Raw genomic sequence first — 17,426 nt, 5'->3', positions numbered from 1 at the left:
CCTATCAGTGGGTTTTCAGGTTGTTCAGCACCACGCGCTCGGCGCCTGCTGCGGCTTCGGCGATCTGGCCGATCACCCACGGCTGCTCGCCAGCGGCACGCAGGGTTTGCAGAGCCACCTCGACCTGATCCTGGGCGACGCAGATGACCATGCCCACGCCGCAGTTCAGCACGCGGTGCATTTCATGCTCGTCGACGTTGCCCTTCTCCTGCAGGAAGTCGAACACCGCAGGGCGCTCCCAGCTGGCTACGTCGACGACCGCCTGGGCATTGTCGGGCAGCACGCGTGGGATGTTGTCGAGCAGACCGCCACCGGTGATATGGGCCATGGCCTTGACTGCGCCGGTGTCCTTGATCAGCTTGAGCAGCGGCTTGACGTAGATGCGCGTCGGCGCCATCAGCAGGTCGGCCAGGGGCTTGCCGTCGAGCTGGGTGTTTTCGATATCGGTGCCGGAGACTTCGAGGATCTTGCGGATCAGCGAATAGCCGTTGGAGTGCGGGCCTGAGGAGGGCAGGGCGATCAGCGCATCGCCAGTGGCGACCTTGGAGCCGTCGATGATCTCGGCCTTCTCGACCACGCCCACGCAGAAGCCGGCCAGGTCGTAGTCTTCGCCTTCGTACATGCCCGGCATCTCGGCGGTTTCACCACCGACCAGCGAGCAGCCCGCCAGTTCGCAGCCAGCGCCGATGCCGGTGACCACGGTCGCGGCAACGTCGACGTTGAGCTTGCCGGTGGCGTAGTAGTCGAGGAAGAACAGCGGCTCGGCGCCACACACCACCAGGTCGTTGACGCACATGGCGACCAGATCCTGGCCGATGCTGTCGTGCTTGTTGAGGTTCAGCGCCAGGCGCAGCTTGGTGCCCACGCCGTCGGTGCCGCTGACCAGCACCGGCTGCTTGTAGCCGGCCGGGATCTCGCACAGGGCGCCGAAGCCGCCCAGGCCACCCATGACTTCAGGACGGGCGGTGCGCTTGGCTACGCCCTTGATGCGCTCGACCAGGGCTTCGCCCGCGTCGATGTCCACACCTGCGTCCTTGTAGCTGATGGAGGGTTGCTTGCTCATAGATCCAGGCCTTTGGAAGGGGAAAGTCGGAATAGCGTCGGCCCCTCGGGGCCGTTCTGCGAAGGCGCGCGATTTTATCAGGCTTGCCCGGCAGCGGCCAGTCACCGCGCCGAGTGCGGGTCGCGGTGCCGGGGCGGTTGGCGGTGAAACCTGGCCCCGCCTGGTCGGTCACACGCAGGCCAGCTTGCGCGGTATTGGCCGCGTGGCTTGCGATGCCATGGCAACAGCCCCTAAGGTATAGCGCCACGGTTCGATTGCCGTGCGCCGTCTTTTCCCAGCCGAGAGCCCTTCATGCGCCCGACCTTCCGCCCCCTGCTTCTGTGTCTGTCACTGCTGAGCCTGCCGACTCTGGCAGCGACGGTCAGCGACCTTTATCAGGTGCGCGAGACGGTTGCCAGCCAGCAGCCCGAGGAGCGCGATGCCGCCCTGCAGCGCGCGGTCGATACGCTGGTGCTGCGCCTGACCGGCAAGCCTGAGGCAATCAAAGGCAGCGCGTTGGCCGAGCTGCGCAAGGATCCCCAGCAGATCATCAGCCAGTACGGTTACGAAGGCGATCACCTGGTGGTCGACTTCGATGCCGTGTCCACCGACCGCTCCCTGCGCCAGGCCGGCTTGCCGCTGTGGGGTGTCAACCGTCCGGCCATTCTGGCCTGGTGGCTGAACGAGACGGTCGATGGCGCCAATATGGTCGGTGATGGCCAGGCCGCCGCCGAACCGCTGCGCGAGGCGGCCCAGCACCGCGGCCTGCCATTGCGGTTGCCGTTGGCCGATCTCAGCGAACAGCTGGTGGCCACCAAGGAGGCGCTTGGCGCCAAGGAGCCGGGTGAGCTGCGCGCGGCATCCGAGCGCTACGGCGCCGACGCCTTGCTGGCGGTGCGGGCCAGCGAAGCGGACGGCAAGTGGCAGGCCAGCTGGCAGCTGTGGCTGGGCGAGGAGCGTGAGCAGGGCAAGGCCGAAGGCGCCGATCAGGCCGCGCTGGCCGATGCTGTGTTGCTGGCGGTGAGCGAGCGGTTGGCGCCGCGTTTCGTGGTCGCCCCGGGCGCCAGCTCGACGCAGACGGTGGAAATCATTGGCGCCGATCTGTCGCGTTACGCGGAGCTGCAGCGGGTGCTCGAGCCTTTCGGCGCGCAGCTGCAATCGGTAGCGGCCGATCGGCTGATCTACCAGGTCAGCGCCAGCGCCGAGCAGTTGCGCACCCAGTTGGGCCTGCTGCAGCTGCACGAGGTCTCGGCTGCCGAACTGGCCGCCGAGGCGCCGGCCCCTGCTGAACCGCCGGCCTCCGCCGAGCCCCAGCAACCTGTCGACGCCAGCCAGCCGCCCGTGCAGCCCCAGCCAGCGCCGCCGGCAGCCGATGCCAAGCCCCGTGGCGATGTCCTGTACTTTCGCTGGTAGACTGCCGCTCATCTGAACCGCTTCGCTTGCGACGACCTCGGCCATGGCCGAGGTCGTTTTGCGAGTGCGCACCGACCTGTCATTTGCTTCTGAGGATCGAGCATGCCCGTTTCGTCTCGCTGGCTGTGGATCGCCGCCGTGCTGGTGCTGTGCGGTTTCCTGTACGTGCTGCATCCGATTCTTTCGCCGTTTCTGGTCGGCATCCTGATCGCCTACCTCGGCGATCCGCTGGTCGACCGCCTGGAGCGCCTGAAGCTGTCACGCACCTGGGGGGTGATCGTGGTATTCAGCCTGTTCACCCTGTTGATGGCCCTGGCCCTGCTGGTGCTGATCCCGATGCTGGGCAAGCAGCTGGCACGTCTTTACGAGATGCTGCCGCAGATGCTCGACTGGGCGCAGAACCAGGCCTTGCCGTGGATCCAGGTCAGGCTCGGCCTGAACGAGGGCTTCTGGCGCTTCGATCAACTCAAGCAATCGCTGTCCGGGCACCTGGGCCAGACCACCGGCATCGCCGGGCTGGTGCTTTCCCAGGTCACGGCGTCGAGCCTGGCGCTGATGGCCTGGGCGGCCAACCTGCTATTGATTCCGGTGGTCAGCTTCTACCTGATGCGCGATTGGGATGTGCTGGTCGGCAAGCTGCGTAGCCTGGTGCCGCGCGACAACGAAGGCATGGTGGTGAAGCTGGTCGGCGAATGCCATGAGGTGCTCGGTGCCTTCCTGCGCGGCCAGTTGCTGGTGATGCTGGCACTCGGTGCGATGTACGCGGTCGGCCTGATGGCCATCGGCCTGGAGCTGGGGCTGTTGATCGGCGTGCTGGCTGGCCTCGCGAGCATCGTGCCGTACCTCGGCGTGGTGGTGGGCATTGGCAGCGCGCTGCTCGCCGGGGTGTTCCAGTTCGGCGGCGACCCCTATCCGTTGCTGGCGATCGCCGGCGTGTTCGTGGTCGGCCAACTGCTCGAAGGCATGCTGCTGACGCCACTGCTGGTCGGCGACCGCATCGGCCTGCACCCGGTGGCGGTGATCTTCGCGATCATGGCCGGCGGCCAGTTGTTCGGTTTCACCGGGATCCTGCTGGCATTGCCGGTGGCGGCGGTGATCATGGTGCTGCTGCGCCACGTGCACCAACTGTACACCCACTCCAATGCCTACGCGGGGCAGGCCCCGGTGCAGCCAGCGCCTGGCCGCAAGCCGCGCTAGGGCTGGCTAAACCTTTGTATTGCCTTGGAAAGTGCGGCAATGACAGCGGGCCGCCAAGGGTATAAACTGCGCCACCTTCTATTCAGGGCGCCAATCGGGCTCCGACGAGCCGTTCTCTCCAGCATGAAGCCGATTCAACTGCCTCTGGGTGTGCGTCTGCGTGACGACGCCACCTTCGCCAATTACTACCCGGGCGCCAATGCCGCTGCCCTCGGGTACGTGGAGCGTCTGTGCGAAGCCGAGGCGGGCTGGACGGAGAGCCTGATCTACCTGTGGGGTGGCGAGGGCGTCGGGCGCAGCCACCTGCTGCAGGCGGCCTGCCTGCGCTTCGAACAGCTCGGCGAGCGTGCCGCCTACCTGCCGCTGGCCGAGGTGGTGCAATACGGCCCGGCGATTCTGGACAACCTGGAGCAGTTCGAACTGGTCTGCCTGGATGACCTGGACGCGGCTGCCGGGCAGCGGGCCTGGGAAGAAGCGCTGTTTCACCTGTTCAATCGCCTGCGCGACAGCGGTCGACGCCTGTTGCTGGCCGCCGATGCATCGCCGCGCGAATTGTCGATCAAGCTGCCCGACCTCAAGTCCCGCCTGACCCTGGCCCTGGTGTTCCAGCTGCAGTCGCTGTCCGACGAGGACAAGCTGCGTGCCCTGCAGTTGCGGGCCTCGCGTCGCGGCCTGCACATGAGTGACGAGGTGGGGCGCTTCATTCTCACCCGGGGCGAGCGCAGCATGAATGCGCTGTTCGAGCTGCTCGAGCGTCTCGATCAGGCCTCGCTGCAGGAAAAGCGCAAGCTGACCATCCCGTTCCTCAAGGAAACCCTGGACTGGTAACCCGCACGGTTCCGCACAGCTGCTACTCCTCGCGGCGTTCGCCGATGCTGCCGCTACGCTGGTACTGCGCGCACCAGCGCGTGTAGAGCAGCGCGCTGGTGAACAGGGTCAGGCTGAGGAGGATTTCCAGCCAGCCGAACAGGCGCTTGGAGGGATCGAACGCGGCCAGCACGCCCTGGATGAAATACAGGTTGACCACGAAGCAGGCCCACGAGTGGGTGCGCGGGTGGCCGCCGATGATTCCGGGGGCGAGCAACAGCAGGGGCAGCAGCTGCAAGGCCAGCACTGCCCACAGCAGCGACCTGGGCACGGCCGCATAACCCAGGTTCCAGACCAGCAGCAGTAGCCCCAGCGCGCAAAAACTGGCCAGGCTCAGGTAGCGGCAGATCCGCAGGCGCGGGAGCAGCCAGTCCACGCTGGGCGGTGCGCCGGCCGCCCTAGTCACGCTTGACTTCCAGTTTGAGCGCGATGCTCGCCAGGCGCTGACCCAAGGCGCGGCACAAGGCCACCTCATGCTCGTCCAGCGCACGCTTGCCATCGGCGCCTGCATGGTGGCTGGCGCCGTAGGGCGTGCCGCCCCCGCGGGTCTCGACCAGGGCGGACTCGCTGTAGGGCAGCCCGGCGATCAGCATGCCGTGGTGCAGCAGTGGCAGCAGCATGGACAGCAGCGTGCTCTCCTGGCCGCCATGCAGGCTGGCGGTGGAGGTGAACACGCCGGCTGGCTTGCCGACCAGGCTGCCGGTCAGCCACAGGTTGCTGGTGCCGTCGAGAAAGTACTTCATGGGCGCGGCCATGTTGCCAAAGCGGGTCGGGCTGCCCAGGGCCAGGCCGGCGCAGTTCTTCAGGTCATCGAGGCTGGCATAGGGCGCGCCCTCTGCCGGAATGCTGTCGCTGACCGCCTCGCATTCGGCGGATACCGCCGGCACGCTGCGCAGGCGCGCCTCGACACCCTGCGTCTCGATGCCGCGGGCGATATGGCGGGCCATCTCGGCAGTGGCGCCGTGGCGGCTGTAGTACAGCACCAGAATGTAAGGTGTGCTCATGGCAGCAACTCCAGGATGTTTTCCGGCGGCCGACCGATCACGGCGCGGTCCGCGGTGATCAGGATCGGCCGCTCGATCAGGCGTGGATGAGCGACCATGGCTTCGATCAACGCGTCGTCACCGAGCGCCTGGTCGGCCAGGTTGAGTTGGCGGTATTCGTCCTCGCCACTGCGCAACAGCTGGCGGGGCGGCAGGCCGAGTTTGTCCAGCACCTCGCGCAGCTGCGCGGCGCTGGGTGGGTTGTCGAGGTAATGCACCACGGTGGGCTGCAGGCCGCGTTCTTCGAGCAGTTGCAGGGCCGCGCGGGATTTGGAGCAGCGCGGGTTGTGATAAAGAGTCAGATCGGTCATGGCGGTCGTCGCTTCTGGCGGCAGATGGCGGCTATTCTAACCGCGTCGGCGCCTTGCGCTGAACGGGGTGCGGCAATCGAGGCGAACCTAAGTGGCGAGCCAGCGTCTGTAATGCGTCGGTCACAATGGCTTGTGGCCAGCTTTTCCCGCTCGTCTGCATTGCCCGCGCCGCCAATGGTGCCGGCCTGGCGATGATGCGCACGTTTCCGACTGCCCTTGTGAGGTGGGTATGCAGCAGCGTCTGCACGATTGGTTTGAGTTCTGGCGATTCCTCTGGCAGCGCTTCTTCGACAATCGCGGCGCCGATAACGCGGCTGCGCTGACCTATACCACGCTGTTCGCCGTGGTGCCGATGATGACCGTCAGCTTCGCCGTGCTCTCTGCCGTGCCAGCGTTTCAGGGAACCGGCGAGCAGATCCAGGCGTTCATCTTCCACAACTTCGTGCCGTCTGCGGGTGAGGCCTTGCAGGAATACCTGCGTAATTTCACCTCCCAGGCGCGACAGTTGACCTGGATCGGCGTGGGGGTGCTGGCGATCACCGCCTTCTGGATGCTGGTGACCATCGAGCGCACCTTCAATACCATCTGGCGGGTGCGACAACCGCGCCGCGGGGTTGCCACCTTTCTGCTCTATTGGGCGATTCTCAGCCTCGGGCCCATGCTGCTGGGCGCCGGTTTTGCCGTCAGCACCTATATCGCCTCGCTGTCGCTGCTCAGCGGGCCGGATGCGGTGGTCGGTGCCCAGACGCTGCTGCGCTTCACGCCGCTGCTGTTCAGCGTGGCGGCGTTCACCCTGCTGTATGCGGCCGTGCCCAATGCCCGGGTACCACTGCGCCATGCCCTGTGGGGGGGATTGTTCACCGCTGTACTGCTGGAGCTGGCCAAGGCGATTTTTGGTTTCTACGTACGCTTCTTTCCGGGCTATCAGCTGATTTACGGCGCCTTCGCCACGGTGCCGCTGTTTCTGTTGTGGGTGTTCCTGTCCTGGCTGATCGTCCTGCTGGGGGCTGAGCTGGTGTGCAACCTGGGGGTTTCCCCGCTGTGGCGCAAGCGCGCGATGCCCCGGGCGCTGGTGCTGCTGGGCATTCTGCGGGTGTTTCATGGGCGCCAGCGCACCGGGCTCAAGGTGCGCCATCGCGATATTCAGCGTCAGGGCTGGCTGCTGCCCGAGCATGAATGGGAGGAGGTACTGAGTTTTCTGGAAAGCCAGCGCCTGGTCGCCAGCACCGGTGGCGATAGCTGGATGCTCAGCCGCGACCTGTCCCATTACACCTTGCAGCAGTTGTTCGAGCGCAGCCCCTGGCCGTTGCCCCATTTGAACCAGTTGCCCGATGAGCTGGACGAGCCCTGGTATCCGGCGCTGCGTGAAGCGCTGCGCCGGCTGCACGATGAGCAGACGGTGCTGTTCGGCGACAGCCTGGCGCACTGGCTGGAGGGGCAGGGCAGCGACAGGAAGTGACGTTTATTGGCACCTGCACGTGCCGCAACGGGAGGCGGGATAGTTATCGAGGCTGCCAGCATGTTGGCGTCAGTAAAGTGGCATGTTTCTGGCTATGCTGTTTCCAGTCGATATCGCCGCAGCCAGAGTCGTGCCATGCTCAAACCCTCCGCCAAGGTCGTGATGCTCCACCCGCGTGATAGCGAGCGTGGCTTGGAAAACCTCAATCGCATCACCGGCCTGCGTTTCGGCCGCTGGCCCGAGTCGCTGGTCTCCACTGCGCGGGACTGGCCGGCAGCCGGCGAGCAGCCGTTGCCGGTCACGTGCGAGGCCGCCGTTGCGATCAATCAGGCGTTGGCCTGACTGGCCAGGGGCTGGGCGATCGTCTGTTCGACGGCCTGCACGAAGAGCTCTTCGACTTTCACCTCGACCTGCGGCTGCGCCGAGCGCAGGCGGATCTGCATGTCCTCGATGCGCTGCTTCACCGGCAGGCGCGCGATACCTGAAAGCAGGATCTTGTCGTGTGCGCCCACCTTGGCGTGATCCAGGTTGATCAGGCGAACCTGGTCGCCATCACGATAGCGAACCTGCAGGGATACCAGGCTGCCGGCCTGGCCGGGCACGTGCAGCCAGGCGGCGATGTTGAATTCTGCGACTCGTCCGTCGTAGTCGGTCAGTTGCAGGTGCGCGCTCTGGATCAGGTGTGCCGGTACTTGGCCGATCAGTGTGTCATGGGCGTTAGGCATGCGGGTTTCCTGGCTGGCGAAGGACGTCAGCGGGGAAGTATAAGAAGGATGCCCTCGATCAAACTGTGCGCCAGGCCGCCCTTGGCCGTGACCGGGTTCGCATTCAGGGCAGTTCCAGGGGGTGGCGGCTCACCGTGGCGCTGGCCAGGTTGCAGGCTGTCAGCTGCAGGCGGTTCTGGTTGACCGCATTGGGCAGCTGCAACCACAGGTTTTCACCGTCGCTGAACTGGTTGTGCGGCACCCACAGGCCGTGGTGCCATCCCTCTCGTGGTTTTGGCGTGCTCTGCAGGATGCCTAGGTGGGGTTGGCTGCTGGGCGTACGCCTGAGCCAGGTCGGTTGCGCCAGGCCCTTGAGGTAACGCAGACCGAGATGGAGCCCCTCGCCGTTGAGGTGACGCCAGCACACCAGGGCCAGCACGTCACTGTCGGCAATCAGCAGCACCAGTTGGCCGATCGGCAAGCTGTCGGCGGCCTGTGCCGGGCACAGCAGGCGTGCGCCGCCTGGGCCGATATCGAGAATCTGTCCCGGCGTGCATGGCGGCCGCTGCTCCAGAAGCTGGGCATGAATGGCCGTGATGCCGATGGCCAGGCGGCAGTCGCTTTGTTGCGGGGTGCGTGGGTGGCGGCGCTGGTCGCTACCCAGCCAGTGATGGTGCACGCGCTCGAGCAGCTCGCGCTCGCCAGCGCTGCGCAGTGGCGCGGGTTCGCCAAGCGCGACCAGCAGTGCGCCCAGTTCCAGGCGGCGCAGGTGCTCACTGCCGGTTGGCGGGCGCTGCTGGTGGGTCAGGTACGGCTGCCTGCCGTGCAGGTCAATCAGCGGGCCTTCGGATTTGTCTTCCGTGTCCCAGGGCAGCAGGCGGGCGAGGGCCGCCAGCGGTGCCAGGGCGGCAAACAGTCGCTGGCACTCGTCCGGAGGCAGGTGCGGTGGGTTGCTCAGGGCCAGCAGCAGGGTCTGCTGGTAGAGGCCGCGCAAGGTATCGGCCGGGGTGGGGAGGAAGGCTGCCGCCACCGGCTCGTCGAGGCAGCCGTGCTGTTCACCCAGCCAGTACAGCAGGTGGCTGTCGCGCCACAGGCCGGCATCCGGCTCACGGTACTGCTGGCAATGGCGCAGCAAGGTCTGGGCGATGAAGTGCTCCGCCATGTACAGGCACCAGGCCAGGTGCGGCTGGGACGGTTTGTGGCCCTGCAGTATCTGCAGCAGCAGGCGTTTGTAACCCATGGCCAGCTCGGTGCACAGCCGCAGCATTTGTTCTGCGCCAGCGGCGCGGCCAGCCTGCACGCTGTAGTGGCGATACTCGTCGCTGAAATTTTGCAGCGCCCGCTGTCTTTCGAGTAAGGTCATCGCGCTGCGATTGAGGCGCGCGAGCAGGGCGATCACTTCCTGCAGGCCGGCCTCGGCCGGCAGTTGGCGCGCTGCACCGAGGCTGCCGCCGAGCGTAGCCTGGTCAATCGAGTCGGTCTGAAGCGCGTCGGGTACGTCGAGCTGCAGGGCATCCAGTGTCATAGCAACCTTATCGGTATGAGGACCATTTCCATGGTAAAGCGGGTCCAGTCAGTCATTCGGCTCATGATGGTGCTCATCGCCGCTGTGCTGTTGGCAGGTTGCACGGATGACGTCGGTGTCGATCAGCATGGGCAGAAGGTAGCGGTTGAGCGCCTTGAAGGCCAGTGGCTGGTTATCAATTATTGGGCCGAGTGGTGTGGGCCCTGCCGCTCCGAGATTCCCGAGCTTAACGCCCTGGCGCCCGAGCTGGAGAAGCAGTTTGTCGGGGTGTTCGGTGTCAATTTCGATGGCCTGCAGGGCGATGAGCTCAGCAAGGCGGCCAAGGCGCTGGGTATCGAATTCACGGTGCTGGCCAAGGATCCCGCGGAGCGCTACGGGCTGCCGCCCAGCGATGCACTGCCGGTGACCTATATCGTCGATGACCAGGGCAAGGTGCGTGAGCGTCTGCTCGGTGAGCAGACCGCCGAAGGCCTCAAGGCGCGGCTGGCAGCGCTGCGCCAGGAGAGTTGAGGCAATGGCCATGGTCGGTCGGCACGGCTATGTCGAAGGGCGTGTGCAGGGTGTCGGTTTTCGCCAGAGCACGGCCATCGAGGCCAGGCGTTTGCAGTTGTCAGGCTGGGTGCGCAATCTGCCCGATGGTCGCGTGGAGGTCATGTTCGAAGGCGAGGAGGGCGCAGTCCATTCGCTGGCCCAATGGTTGGAGCACGGGCCTTCAGGCGCTCGCGTGGTGTCGCTGGTGCTGAACGAGCGCCCCGTAGAGAATGCGCGAGGCTTCGAGATTCGGCGTTAGTGACCTAGTCTTCGCCCGGATCCGCGGCGAGCCGGCCGGCGTTCTGGGTTAGCGAGCGCAGGAATTCGGCCTGCAGTTCGGGGTCGTTGCGGGTCAGTTCGATCAGGCTCTGTTCCAGCTCGCTGGCTTCTTCTTCAAGGCCCAGGTCGGACAGGCGCTTGACGCGATGCACCCACTGCTCGACCTCCGCCCCTTCGAGGTCGTCGTAGATCAGGTCATGGGCTTCACGCAGCTTGCCCCGCAGCGTGCGGCTGACCAGCAAGGTCGCCTCGGCGCTGGTCGCGTCCTGTTCGTCGGTGACGGTCAGCAGCAGGGTGCCGACCCGGGCGATGTCCTGGTCGGCGAATGGGCCGTCGAGCAGGTTGAGGCGCAGCACCCCATTGCGGTCGGTGAGCAGCTCATGGGTCTGCTCGCCGGCCTTGATCATCACCGGTCGCTCGGCCCAGGGCAGGCTGGAGTAGTCCGTGCGGGTTTCCTGGCGCTTCTCGTCGATGCCGGCCAGGTTCTGCTGCGAGCGGCCATTGGACTCGACGTTCATGAACGGGTTGACGCCCGCTACGCCGTAGCTGATCCAGTCCTTGGTGGCGCTATCCGGAATGCGCCCGAGCGCTACCACGTTGAGCACGTTGGCACCGATGCCGCCAACGATGGCCACCGCGCCCAGCGGGATTTCATAGATCTCGCGCCATGGCTGATACGGCGTATAGCGGTCGTAGTGGCGGGTGACCTCGAACGGCGTCACCTCGAAGACCTTCTGTTCCTGCACGCGCACCCGCCGCTGGGGCAGCTCCAGTACCTCGGGCTGGCCCACGTCGATCTGCAGGCTGTGGCTCAGCAGTTTGCGTTCGACGCGCTCCTCGTGTTCGCTGCGCTGCGGCAGATGGTTGGCGCAGCCAGCGAGAAAGAGGGCGCCACAGGTGGTGGCGCCGAGAACGCGTAGGGTGCTTCGCTTGAACATGACGGCTCTTTAAGGGGTCAGCGGCGGATACGGTTCTGGATGAACGACAGGATCTCGCCGACGGCGACTGGTTGAGCCTCGGTGTCCAGGCGGCTCTTGTACTCCAGGTTACCTTCGGCCAGGCCGCGATCGCTGACCACGATGCGATGCGGGATGCCGATCAATTCCATGTCTGCGAATTTGATGCCCGGACTGGTCTTTTTGTCACGGTCGTCGAGCAAAACTTCGAAGCCGGCGGCAGTCAGTTCGCCATACAGCTTGTCGGTGGCTTCGCGCACCGCATCGGTTTCGTAGCGCAGCGGTACCAGGGCGATCTGGAAGGGCGCCAGGGCGTCGTTCCAGATGATGCCGCGCTCGTCGTTGTTCTGCTCGATGGCGGCAGCCACCACGCGGGACACGCCGATGCCGTAGCAGCCCATGCTCAGCACCACCGGCTTGCCGTTCTCGCCCAGTACCTGGCAGTTCATCGCTTCGCTGTATTTGCTACCGAGCTGGAAGATATGCCCGACTTCGATGCCGCGCTTGATCTCCAGGGTGCCTTTGCCATCCGGGCTCGGGTCGCCGGCCACCACGTTGCGCAGGTCGGCGACGGTGGGTACCGGCAGGTCGCGTTCCCAGTTCACACCGAAGTAATGCTTGTCGTCGATGTTGGCACCAATGGCGAAATCGCTCATCAGCTCGACCGAGCGGTCGATGATGATCGGCAGCGGCAGGTTCAGCGGGCCCAGGGAGCCGGCGCCGGCACCGATGGCGTCGCGCAGTTCGGCATCCGAGGCCATCACCAGCGGATTGGCCACGCCAGGCTGGTTGGCGGCCTTGATCTCGTTCAGCTCGTGATCACCGCGAACGATCAGGGCAATGAGTTTGCCTGCTTCTTCGGCATGCACGATCAGCGTCTTGATGGTGCGCTCGATGGGCAGGTCGTAGCCTTGCACCAGTTGCTGGATGGTCTTGGCGTTCGGGGTGTCGACCAGGCGCAACTCTTCGCTCGGCGCCGCACGGGCGGACTCGCGAGGAATGGCTTCGGCCTTCTCGATATTGGCGGCGTAGTCGGAGGCGTTGCTGAACACGATATCGTCTTCGCCCGACTCGGCCAGCACGTGGAATTCGTGGGAGCCGGCGCCGCCAATGGAGCCGTTGTCAGCCTCCACGGGGCGGAAGTTCAGGCCCAGGCGGGTGAAGATATTGCAGTAGGCCTGGTGCATGCGATCGTAGGTCTGCTGCAGGGAAGCCTGGTCGGCATGGAAGGAGTAGGCGTCCTTCATGATGAATTCGCGGCCACGCATCAGGCCGAAGCGCGGGCGGATCTCGTCGCGGAACTTGGTCTGGATCTGATAGAGATTCAGCGGCAGCTGCTTGTAGCTGTTCAGCTCGTTGCGGGCCAGATCGGTGATCACTTCCTCGTGGGTCGGGCCCACGCAGAACTCGCGATCATGGCGATCCTTCACGCGCAACAGCTCCGGGCCGTACTGCACCCAGCGGCCAGATTCCTGCCACAGTTCGGCGGGCTGGATGGCGGGCATCAGCACCTCCAGTGCACCGGCGGCGTCCATCTCCTCGCGTACGATTCTTTCCACCTTGCGCAGGGTGCGCAGGCCCATCGGCAGCCAGGTGTACAGGCCGGATGCAAGCTTGCGGATCATGCCGGCGCGCAGCAGCAGCTGGTGGCTGATCACCACCGCATCGGAGGGCGTTTCTTTGAGGGTCGAAAGCAGGAACTGACTGGTACGCATGATGGGCCGTTCTGTCGGTAGCAAAGGGGATTTTTATCGCTCGGCATTGTACGGCGCGTGGCTGATGGCGTACAGGACGCGAAGTGCCGAGGGGTGATTGCGGTGGCAAGCTGGCGAGCAGGTGTGCGGTCGATTGCACCGTGGGGGCGCGTACGGGCAGGCTATCGTCGCCCGCTGCATGGCAGTGATGAGCAGCTGATAGGCAATAAAAAACCCGGCCGAAGCCGGGTTTTTGAACTGCTATCAGGCTTGCGCGAGATTACAGAACGCTGAGCGGGTAGTTCACGTAGAAGCGAACTTCGTTGGTGTCGGCAACGTTTTGGTCGTTGACAGCCGAGTTGGCGCGCAGAACCGAGCCGCGCAGGCGGAAGGACAGATCCTTAGCCGGGCCGTTTTGCACGGTGTATTTAACCTGGTTGAAGAACTCGTGTTCTTTACCGTTGTTGCTCTCGGCAGTCTGGATGTTATCAGCCCAGATGTAAGCGGTTTTGAAGCTCAGGCCTGGTACGCCATAAGTGGCGAAGTCCAGCTCGTAGCTGGCTTGCCAGCTGCGCTCGTCTTCCTGGTTGAAGTCGGACAGGAAGCTGTTGGCTACGAAGATCGCGCCACCGCCATCACCTACGCCGTAATCGAAGCCACGATCACCGGTGTTGCGCTGGTGGGCCAGGATGAAGGCGTGTGCGCCAACGCTGTACTTGGCTGCCAGGCTCCAGATGGTGTTGTCACCACCGCCGAACTGCCGGTCGTAGTCGCTCTTGTAGATGTTGAAGTCGAAGCCCAGGGCTTGCTCTTCGGTCAGCGGCAGGTTGTAGTTCAGGTTTGCGTATTTACGCTTGTAACGATCTTCCAGGTCGCTGTAGTAGAGCGCAGCGCTGAAGTCCTTAGTGAAAGCGTAAGAGCCACCAGCCACGTTAATGGACTTCAAGCCAGCGCTGTCGCGACCGGATTGACGCATTTCGTTTTGGGCGGTGAAGCGACCAGCATTCAGCTCGAGACCTTCGATCTCCTTGCTGGTGACCATGGTGCCTTCGAAGGTTTCCGGCAGCAGGCGGCCGTCATCGTAGGCCAGGACCGGCAGGGCTGGCATTTGCGAGCCGTAGGTCAGTGTGGTGCTGGAAATACGTGCTTTGACTGCAGCGTTGGCGATGCTCAGGTCCTTGCCGTCGTTTTCCGGGAACATGCCAACACCACGGCGGCCACCACCGGTGTCCAGCTGCCAAAGCGTGCCGGCATAAGCGTTAACGCCGAAACCAACGGTACCTTGGGTAAAGCCGGATTCGAACAGTGCACGTGCGCTGGCGCCCCACTCTTCGGAATAGCCTTTGCCTTCGGTGCCACGGGAAGCGCCGTTACGGGCATCGCGGTTGTAGTACATGCTGCGCGCCAGGAGCGACAGGGTGCTGTCTTCAACGAAACCCTTCGATTCGGACTGCTCCGACGCCACTGCCATCTGAGAGGTACCCGCGGCCACAGCCAGGGCGATTACGCTCCACTTCATCACTCGCATCGTGATTTGCTCCTTTGGTTTAGAAGAGTACTACTGCTGCTCAATAAGGTTGTTATGGCGAGCAGCCCTATTTCTTTTTATGTCGGATGGAACTTATAGCACGGCGCTTTGTATTGGCGATAGTTTCGATCTATCCATTTCGTCGCAACCCTTGCGCATGTCGTTGAGTGCAAAGGGTGCGTCGCAACCAGGCAAGCCATGCCTACTGAGTACCATCCGACGATCTACAGCTCTATTACAGGGCCTGGAAGCGTTACCGCGAGGCCCCATTCGGGAGCGTTGCGAGCTTTAAAGCAAAAGCCGTGCTCAAAATTACCAAAGGTGCCGAAATACTGGGTTTTGTGGGCAGGCTTTCGCTGGAAAGTACAGATTATCGACCTAAACATCGGTTTTTTTGCGTTCTTGTTAGCGTGCTTCTTAGTAGCTTGCTATCTATATGCTTTGATTGTTGATAATGAGTTTTAGTTGGCGTTTGAATGTGTAGGCCAATGTTTACTTTGGGAAACAATATGGTGCATCGGAGAAGCCAGTCTTGCCGCTTGTGCGCGTTTTTGGTGCATATGATTTGGGGTTAATTTTCAACACCTTGGCGGGTATGCTGCGCCTTTGCCGGGTTGCCCGGTCCGCTGAATGACTCATTGAGATGAGGTGAGCACATGTTCGTACTGGATTCGCGTCTGCAGCAGGACACCTTCGTGCTGGGGGATCTGCCGCTCAGTCGCGTGCTGCTCAGTAACGATGCCCGTTACCCCTGGTTCATCCTGGTGCCCCGCCGCGAGGATGTCAGTGAGGTGTTTCAGCTCGACGCGCAGGATCAGCAAGCGCTATGGGCAGAGGCGGCCTTGTTGGGCGAGGTGCTCAAGGATGCGTTCAAGGCCGACAAGATCAATATCGCCAGCCTGGGTAACGTGGTCAGTCAGCTGCACATGCACGTGATCGTCCGTTACCGCGACGACGACGCCTGGCCGGCCCCGGTGTGGGGGCGTCACCCGGCCAAGCCCTATGAGCAGCAGCAGGTGGTTGCGCTGCGTGACAGGTTGCGATCGGTCATGCCGGGACACTACCGCGCAGGAGAGGTATGAATGAGCGATTTCGAACAGCGCATCGTCGAGCTGGAGAGTCGTCAGGCCTTTCAGGACGACACCATTCAGGCACTCAATGATGCCCTGGTGGAGCAGCAGAAATTGATCGAGCGCCTGCAGCTACAGATGCAGGCCCTGGCCAAGCGCCAGGAGGAAGTCAGCCCGTTCGGGGTTGGCCAGGATGAGGCGCCGCCGCCTCATTACTGATCAAGGGCACCGTGAACTAGCTTTACACCGTTGCAGGCTGCAGGGCGTGGCGATCCGTTCGCCTAGGCTACGAGCGGCTGGCGTTCCGGTTCACCTGGGCAGCTGACATTACAAATGAAAAAGCCCCGTCATCGCTGACGGGGCTTTTTTCATGGGCTGAAGAATCAGCGCCGGGTCGGCAGGGCGGCGATCACGTCTTCGGCCTGCAGGCCTTTGTCGCGCTGCATCACGGAAAACTCGACGCGCTGGCCTTCCACCAGAACGCGGTGGCCTTCGCCGCGGATCGCACGGAAGTGCACGAAGATATCCTCGCCAGCATCGCGGGAGATGAAACCGAAGCCTTTCGAGGTGTTGAACCACTTCACGGTGCCGGTTTCGCGATCACCCAGGTCTTGCTGGACGGCAGCTTTCTTTCTGTCGAAGCGCAGGTTGGTGCCCAGGTGCAGGGCAACCGCCAGGGTGATGATCAGCAGGCTGAACAGCAGGGCCGGCTGCTCGGCGATGAGGGGCAGGGGGGCGAGCAGAATCAGAGCCTGCAGCAGGGTGCCGAGGATCAGCAGGGCGCACGCCAGGTTTTGCAAATGCTGGCGGGCGTTGCTGTGCCACAGTGGAAACTGCGTGGCCAGTAGCAGGTTGAGAAAGCCAAAGAGCGCCAGGCACAGCGCGTCGGGATGTTGCAGGAACGGCTGGATGCCGTCGTTCAGGCCAGGGGCGATGGATAACGGCAGGGCGCAGAGCCCCACCAGCAGGTGGACGAGTTTCAACATGTTCAACGCACTCACTAGATAAAGGATCACCAGGAAGAGCTGGCTCCACGCGATTTGCCGTGACGTAAGGGCGATGAAGGTTCGGGAGGGCCAGCCTATGCACCGGCCCAGGAGTTGGGATGGCGGCACGGGGCGTATTTAACAGCAAAGAGGAGGGCTACTCAAATTGCCGGCGCCGTGCTGGCGATTATGGCGGGGAGAAACGAAACAGGGCTGCCGTGGCAGCCCTGTTGGCGTAAGCGTCAGGCAGCCAGCAGGCTGCGCAGCATCCACGCGGTTTTCTCGTGAACCTGCATGCGCTGGGTCAGCAGATCGGCGGTCGGCTCGTCGCTGACCTTGTCGAGCAGCGGGAAGATACCGCGCGCGGTGCGCACCACGGCTTCCTGCCCTTGCACCAGCAGCCGGATCATTTCGTCGGCACTGGGTACGCCTTCCTCTTCCTTGATCGAAGAAAGACGCGCGTATGCCGCATAGGTACCCGGGGCCGGGAAGCCCAGGGCGCGAATACGCTCGGCAATGGCGTCGACGGCGAGTGCCAGTTCGGTGTACTGACCTTCGAACATCAGGTGCAGGGTGTTGAACATCGGCCCGGTAACGTTCCAGTGGAAGTTATGGGTTTTCAGGTACAGGGTGTAGGTGTCCGCGAGCAGGCGCGACAGGCCTTCGGCGATGGCTTCGCGGTCTTGTTCGGCGATGCCGATGTTGATTTCCATGGTTGCTCTCCTAAGTAAGCAATGGCTAAGAGTCGATGGCAAAAAGCCTATCACGACCGTTCGTCACATGCTCCGGGTTCGTCTCAATAGCGGCCATGCTTTGAATCA

At 63.7% G+C, this 17,426-nt stretch carries 20 protein-coding genes and 1 pseudogene; 9 read left to right on the top strand and 12 right to left on the bottom strand.

Annotated features, from left to right (window positions below):
• Positions 1-4: 4 nt before the first annotated feature.
• Positions 5-1,063, bottom strand: a complete 1,059-nt coding sequence (gene purM, locus QYS36_RS11080; protein ID WP_308839524.1) for a phosphoribosylformylglycinamidine cyclo-ligase — start codon at positions 1,061-1,063, stop codon at positions 5-7.
• A gap of 291 nt (positions 1,064-1,354) precedes the next feature.
• Here purM and QYS36_RS11075 point away from each other — a divergent pair, with 291 nt between their 5' ends.
• From QYS36_RS11075 to hda, 3 genes are all read left to right on the top strand, one after another.
• Complete coding sequence (locus QYS36_RS11075) at positions 1,355-2,455, top strand: DUF2066 domain-containing protein (RefSeq protein ID WP_308839523.1); 1,101 nt, start codon at positions 1,355-1,357, stop codon at positions 2,453-2,455.
• Positions 2,456-2,557: 102 nt separating this feature from the next.
• Positions 2,558-3,652: an AI-2E family transporter gene (locus tag QYS36_RS11070; RefSeq protein WP_308839522.1), complete on the top strand. Its 1,095-nt coding sequence runs from the start codon at positions 2,558-2,560 to the stop codon at positions 3,650-3,652.
• Between the two features lie 123 nt (positions 3,653-3,775).
• Positions 3,776-4,480 carry a DnaA regulatory inactivator Hda gene (hda, locus tag QYS36_RS11065; RefSeq protein ID WP_308839521.1) on the top strand — a complete coding sequence of 235 codons (705 nt, stop codon included), beginning with the start codon at positions 3,776-3,778 and terminating at the stop codon, positions 4,478-4,480.
• A gap of 22 nt (positions 4,481-4,502) precedes the next feature.
• On the opposite strand, the gene QYS36_RS11060 is transcribed toward hda, so the two are convergent.
• Genes QYS36_RS11060 through arsC form a run of 3 tightly spaced genes read right to left on the bottom strand, consistent with a single transcriptional unit; the run spans position 4,503 to position 5,873 of the window.
• Positions 4,503-4,925 (bottom strand): DUF2069 domain-containing protein, encoded by a 423-nt coding sequence (locus QYS36_RS11060; RefSeq protein WP_308839520.1) that lies wholly within the window; start codon positions 4,923-4,925, stop codon positions 4,503-4,505.
• A complete protein-coding gene (wrbA, locus tag QYS36_RS11055) occupies positions 4,918-5,523 on the bottom strand; it encodes an NAD(P)H:quinone oxidoreductase (protein ID WP_308839519.1) in 606 nt (201 codons plus the stop codon). The genes QYS36_RS11060 and wrbA overlap by 8 nt, the downstream gene beginning before the upstream one ends.
• Positions 5,520-5,873 carry an arsenate reductase (glutaredoxin) gene (gene arsC, locus QYS36_RS11050; protein ID WP_308839518.1) on the bottom strand — a complete coding sequence of 118 codons (354 nt, stop codon included), beginning with the start codon at positions 5,871-5,873 and terminating at the stop codon, positions 5,520-5,522. The genes wrbA and arsC overlap by 4 nt, the downstream gene beginning before the upstream one ends.
• A gap of 229 nt (positions 5,874-6,102) precedes the next feature.
• Here arsC and QYS36_RS11045 point away from each other — a divergent pair, with 229 nt between their 5' ends.
• Together QYS36_RS11045 and QYS36_RS11040 are read left to right on the top strand one after the other, a co-directional pair.
• On the top strand, positions 6,103-7,332 hold the full coding sequence (locus tag QYS36_RS11045; protein ID WP_308839517.1) for a YihY family inner membrane protein: 1,230 nt from the start codon (positions 6,103-6,105) through the stop codon (positions 7,330-7,332).
• Positions 7,333-7,467: 135 nt separating this feature from the next.
• Positions 7,468-7,674, top strand: coding sequence for a hypothetical protein (locus QYS36_RS11040; protein ID WP_308839516.1), 207 nt, complete (start codon positions 7,468-7,470; stop codon positions 7,672-7,674).
• Here the strand turns inward: QYS36_RS11040 and QYS36_RS11035 are convergent.
• Both QYS36_RS11035 and QYS36_RS11030 read right to left on the bottom strand, forming a co-directional pair.
• The gene (locus QYS36_RS11035; RefSeq protein ID WP_308839515.1) at positions 7,659-8,057 is read right to left on the bottom strand and encodes a hypothetical protein; all 399 of its coding nucleotides are present in this window, start codon (positions 8,055-8,057) and stop codon (positions 7,659-7,661) included. The two genes, QYS36_RS11040 and QYS36_RS11035, sit on opposite strands and share 16 nt — an antisense overlap.
• 103 nt (positions 8,058-8,160) lie before the next feature.
• Positions 8,161-9,561, bottom strand: coding sequence for a PilZ domain-containing protein (locus QYS36_RS11030; protein WP_308839514.1), 1,401 nt, complete (start codon positions 9,559-9,561; stop codon positions 8,161-8,163).
• Between the two features lie 30 nt (positions 9,562-9,591).
• On the opposite strand from QYS36_RS11030, the gene QYS36_RS11025 reads away from it, so the two are divergent.
• Both QYS36_RS11025 and QYS36_RS11020 read left to right on the top strand, forming a co-directional pair.
• The gene (locus tag QYS36_RS11025; RefSeq protein ID WP_308839513.1) at positions 9,592-10,071 is read left to right on the top strand and encodes a TlpA disulfide reductase family protein; all 480 of its coding nucleotides are present in this window, start codon (positions 9,592-9,594) and stop codon (positions 10,069-10,071) included.
• Between the two features lie 4 nt (positions 10,072-10,075).
• On the top strand, positions 10,076-10,351 hold the full coding sequence (locus tag QYS36_RS11020; RefSeq protein WP_308839512.1) for an acylphosphatase: 276 nt from the start codon (positions 10,076-10,078) through the stop codon (positions 10,349-10,351).
• A 4-nt stretch (positions 10,352-10,355) separates the two neighbouring features.
• Here the strand turns inward: QYS36_RS11020 and QYS36_RS11015 are convergent, their stop codons facing one another.
• The 3 genes from QYS36_RS11015 to QYS36_RS11005 all read right to left on the bottom strand — a co-directional run bounded on the left by QYS36_RS11015 (position 10,356) and on the right by QYS36_RS11005 (position 14,549).
• On the bottom strand, positions 10,356-11,309 hold the full coding sequence (locus QYS36_RS11015) for a hypothetical protein (RefSeq protein WP_308839511.1): 954 nt from the start codon (positions 11,307-11,309) through the stop codon (positions 10,356-10,358).
• 17 nt (positions 11,310-11,326) lie between these two features.
• A complete protein-coding gene (locus tag QYS36_RS11010; RefSeq protein WP_308839510.1) occupies positions 11,327-13,042 on the bottom strand; it encodes a proline--tRNA ligase in 1,716 nt (571 codons plus the stop codon).
• Between the two features lie 259 nt (positions 13,043-13,301).
• Positions 13,302-14,549: an OprD family porin gene (locus QYS36_RS11005; protein WP_308839509.1), complete on the bottom strand. Its 1,248-nt coding sequence runs from the start codon at positions 14,547-14,549 to the stop codon at positions 13,302-13,304.
• Between the two features lie 656 nt (positions 14,550-15,205).
• Between QYS36_RS11005 and QYS36_RS11000 the strand changes: the two genes are divergently transcribed.
• Together QYS36_RS11000 and QYS36_RS10995 are read left to right on the top strand one after the other, a co-directional pair.
• Positions 15,206-15,631, top strand: a complete 426-nt coding sequence (locus QYS36_RS11000; protein WP_308839508.1) for an HIT domain-containing protein — start codon at positions 15,206-15,208, stop codon at positions 15,629-15,631.
• Positions 15,632-15,838 (top strand): SlyX family protein, encoded by a 207-nt coding sequence (locus QYS36_RS10995; RefSeq protein ID WP_308839507.1) that lies wholly within the window; start codon positions 15,632-15,634, stop codon positions 15,836-15,838.
• Between the two features lie 164 nt (positions 15,839-16,002).
• Here the strand turns inward: QYS36_RS10995 and QYS36_RS10990 are convergent, their stop codons facing one another.
• The 3 genes and pseudogenes from QYS36_RS10990 to QYS36_RS10980 all read right to left on the bottom strand — a co-directional run bounded on the left by QYS36_RS10990 (position 16,003) and on the right by QYS36_RS10980 (position 17,318).
• Positions 16,003-16,227, bottom strand: a complete 225-nt coding sequence (locus QYS36_RS10990; RefSeq protein WP_167359775.1) for a cold-shock protein — start codon at positions 16,225-16,227, stop codon at positions 16,003-16,005.
• A gap of 57 nt (positions 16,228-16,284) precedes the next feature.
• Positions 16,285-16,605 (bottom strand): annotated as a pseudogene (locus QYS36_RS10985) (cold shock domain-containing protein membrane protein); the annotation flags it as partial.
• A 242-nt stretch (positions 16,606-16,847) separates the two neighbouring features.
• The gene (locus QYS36_RS10980; RefSeq protein ID WP_192424940.1) at positions 16,848-17,318 is read right to left on the bottom strand and encodes a Dps family protein; all 471 of its coding nucleotides are present in this window, start codon (positions 17,316-17,318) and stop codon (positions 16,848-16,850) included.
• Positions 17,319-17,426: the final 108 nt, after the last annotated feature.

This window comes from Pseudomonas sp. G34 (assembly GCF_031119625.1).
Taxonomy (GTDB): domain Bacteria; phylum Pseudomonadota; class Gammaproteobacteria; order Pseudomonadales; family Pseudomonadaceae; genus Aquipseudomonas.
The sequence above is the reverse complement of the archived record's forward strand: the minus strand, read 5'-3'. Positions and strand labels throughout refer to the sequence as shown.